Below are 3,837 nucleotides of genomic sequence, written 5' to 3'. Positions count from 1 at the left end.
ATGTTGGCTAATCGCTACGACAAAAGGGAGAATGGACTTGAGAAAAACATTCCAACTGAGACTGCTAGCTGTGATACAAATTGCAATACCAAAACTGAATCAGATTGTGAATGTGGCGACTCTTGTGACACACAAACAGACAAAAAGCATTCGAAAATATACACCATGTTTAAATATGCCTTTGTCGATTTTCTACAGGATATTTCGAAATGGCTGATTATAGGTTTGGTTCTGGCTGCCCTCATTTCGGTTCTAATTCCTGATGATTTCTTTTCGAACTACGTAGGGAATGACTTTATTGGCATGTTGGTTATTCTGGTTGCCTCAGTTCCTCTGTATATTTGTGCAACCTCTTCGGTTCCGGTTGCAGCAGTCCTTTTGATGAAAGGCGTTTCGCCAGGCGCAGCTCTGGTTTTCCTGATGGCTGGTCCGGCAACCAATGCAGCAACCATTACAGTATTGAACAAGGTGCTGGGACGCAAAACTACTTTTGCCTATCTGATATCAATCATCATGGGTGCCCTTGTTTTTGGCTTATTAATCGACCATACCTTACCCAGGGAATGGTTCACGCTGAAAGGTCTGCACTCTCATATGGGAGCTCATGAAGGTCACTTTTCCTTACCACTCTGGTTACAGTGGGGAAGTAGTATCTCATTAACACTTTTGATTTTGAATGGATATCTCCAAAAGGCAATTCTTAAAAGCAAAACGATACCTAGTTCGGTTATAGAAAACGAAACGGAAGATTATCTAATTTCTGTCTTGGGAATGAGTTGTAATCATTGTAAAAATTCCGTAGAAAAACATATTGGAGCTCTAAAGAATATCGACTTAGCAGAAGTTAACCTCGAACAAAAACGACTTCATATTTCCGGTAAAAAAATCAAATTAGAAACAATTCAAAAAGAACTTGAAAGCTTAGGTTTTGAATATGGAGGTGAAATTAATAATTGAACCATCCAAGTTTTAGATACTAAAAAAGGCAGCCTAAATAGCTGCCTTTTCGTTTCCAACCTAAATATAAAGAAGTTAAATTCTACTTCTTCCATCCCCCACCTAATGCTTTATAAAGCTCAACAGTCGAATTCAATTGTTTGAACTTAGAATTGATCAAGTTGATCTCTGAAGAAAGAGCATTACTTCTTGCTGTTAATACTTCCAAATAGGTTGTGTTACCATAAGCATTATTCAATAATTCTTCGGAGTAACTGACTGCATCACTTAAAGCTTTCAACTCTTGTTTTCTAATCTCGTAACGTTCTTGTTCAGTCTTATAACTATAAAGCGCATCTGAGACTTCTTTGCTTGCCGTTAACAACACTTTCTTAAAATTATGTTTCGCTTCAGATTGTCTTGCCTTTGCAACTTCATACTGAGTTCTAATGCTTCGTTTATTAAAAAGAGGTTGAGTCAAATTTCCAATCACATTATTAAAAATCGAACTTGTACTAAACCAATCCTCAAATTTGATGCTTTCTAATCCTAAACTTGCATTAACACTAAGGCTTGGGTAAAAATTACTCTTTGCCACATTCGTTAATTCAAATGCGTTTTTAAGGCCAAATTCTGCTGCCATTACATCCGGACGATTGCTAAATAATTGAACTGGAAAGCCAGTATTTAACTCAAGATCTATTTGCTGATCTTTTAACTCTCCTCTCTCAACTGCACCCACTGTTCTTCCCAATAAGAGTGAAATCGTATTCTCAAGCAATGAAACATTTTGCTCTAAATCGAGAAGTAAAATCTGAGTGCTATACAATTGTGCTTCTGTCTGCTTAACTGCTGCCTCAGTTACCCGCCCAGCTTCTTTAAGACTTTTCATTGTCTCCAAACTTTCTTTACGATTACTTATAGTTCTACGAGCAACTTCTGCTTGAGCATCTAAGGCCAATAATTGATAGTAAGCTGAAGCCATATTGGCCACCAAAGCACTTTCCACGGCTCTTGTTGATGCTTCAGATTGTAAATAAGCCGACTGACTGGCTCTCCTATTACTTCTTATTTTCCCCCAAATATCCGCTTCCCAAGAAATGTTTCCATTCAGTTGAAAATTCTCATAGCTTGGACCATTTCCACCAGCAGCACTTCCAGAAAGACTATTATCCGAACCGTTGTATTTACCTCCATTTGCACTTAAGCTAACACTAGGAAGGTATCCCATTTTACCTTGCTTAAAGTAAGCTTCGGCGGCGTTTACTCGATCTACTGCCATTAGCAGATCGAGATTTGAATTTAATGCTTCACTTATTAATTTATTTAAATGTGAATCTGCAAACAACTTATCCCAAGGCATACTCGCTAAAGTAGCAGAATCTGTCGTTGATATATTCCTATATTGGTTCTGAACTTCGACTTCAGGTTGCTGATATTTTCTGGCAACGAAACACGATTGTAAACTCGTTGAGGCTAAAGCCAAAAATGCCACTCCAATTATTATTCTTTTTGTGTTCATTGTAGTTCTAATTATTGAATGCTTTCCAATTCATTTCTTTCAATCTCTTCTGATTCTACCTTTGGAGCTCCCGATATTCTTTCCTGAATATGTTGAAAGACAACAAAAAAGACTGGAATTACAAAAACTCCAAACAGAGTACCTATAAGCATACCACCCACAGCACCTGTACCGATTGATCGGTTCCCCACTGCACCAGCTCCTGTTGACAACATCAATGGCATTAAGCCTAGAATAAAAGCAAATGAAGTCATTAAGATCGGACGCAATCGGGCCTTGGCACCTTCAATGGCAGCCAGTGCAATTGGCATTCCTTCGCGTCGACGTTGAAGGGCGAATTCCACAATAAGAATCGCATTTTTAGCCAACAAACCTATCAACATGATCAGGGCAACCTGAAAGTAAATGTTATTATCCAAGCCAACCATATTGATGAAAAAGATACTTCCAAAAATACCGATAGGCAGCGACAAGATGATAGAGAAAGGCAGAATGTAAGATTCATACTGAGCCGATAAAAGGAAATACACAAAAATCAAACTCAGGATAAAAACAACAATCGCTTTGTTTCCCGCTTTCTGTTCTTCACGGGTCATTCCCGAAAATTCATAACCATAACTGGTTGGCAATATTTCTGCAGCCACTTCCTGAATAGCCTGAATAGCATCTCCAGTACTATAACCCGGATTCACATTACCATTTACAGTTGACGAATTGAACAGGTTGAAACGGCTAACCACATCGGGACCATTTACCTTGGTCATATTCACAAACTGACTAACGGAAACCAATTCGCCTTTCCCATTCTTGATAAAGATGTTATTAAGTGATTCGGCAGTAGCCCTATCCTCAGGATCAGCTTGAATCATAACCCGGTATTGTTTCCCGAATCGGTTGAAATCGGCAGCATACCAGCTGCCATAATAACCTTGCAAAGTAGCAAACAGTCCGTTAACCGAAATACCTGCCTCTTTAACCTTCTCAACATTCACATCCATTTCGTATTGTGGAAATCCCGTGTTGAATGAGGTCACAGCATACTTAATTTCGGGACGCTGATTCAATGCCATCAGAAACTTATTGGTATTGCTCATCAAACCATCAAAACTTCCATTGGTTTTGTCTTGCAATCGCATTTCGAAACCATCCGAATTACCAAAACCTCTCACCGTAGGAGGTGTAAAGAATAAAATTCGAGCCTCTGAGATACCGGCAGTTTTACCGAACAGTTGCCCCACCACAGCCTTAACCTTCTGGTGATCCTCCTTACGCTGACCCCATGGTTTTAGCTTGATAACAGCAAAAGCCTTGGAGCCTCCATTGGTCCCACTCAACAGACTAAAGCCATTCACAAACATACGGGTCTCAACAACATCCAT

3 protein-coding genes are annotated in these 3,837 nt (G+C 39.3%); 1 reads left to right on the top strand and 2 read right to left on the bottom strand.

The window, feature by feature from the left end; genetic code table 11:
- Positions 1-957, top strand: a 957-nt coding sequence (locus ABY905_RS14915) for a permease (protein ID WP_372645284.1), incomplete at its 5' end; no start/stop codon positions are given.
- 82 nt (positions 958-1,039) lie between these two features.
- On the opposite strand, the gene ABY905_RS14910 is transcribed toward ABY905_RS14915, so the two are convergent.
- Positions 1,040-2,458, bottom strand: coding sequence for an efflux transporter outer membrane subunit (locus ABY905_RS14910; RefSeq protein WP_372645282.1), 1,419 nt, complete (start codon positions 2,456-2,458; stop codon positions 1,040-1,042).
- An 11-nt stretch (positions 2,459-2,469) separates the two neighbouring features.
- A partial coding sequence (locus ABY905_RS14905) for an efflux RND transporter permease subunit (protein WP_372645280.1) occupies positions 2,470-3,837 on the bottom strand: 1,368 nt, incomplete at its 5' end.

Origin of the sequence: Ancylomarina sp. (assembly GCF_041555295.1) — a bacterium.
In the GTDB taxonomy this organism is placed as follows: Bacteria; Bacteroidota; Bacteroidia; order Bacteroidales; family Marinifilaceae; genus Ancylomarina.
The sequence above is the reverse complement of the archived record's forward strand: the minus strand, read 5'-3'. Positions and strand labels throughout refer to the sequence as shown.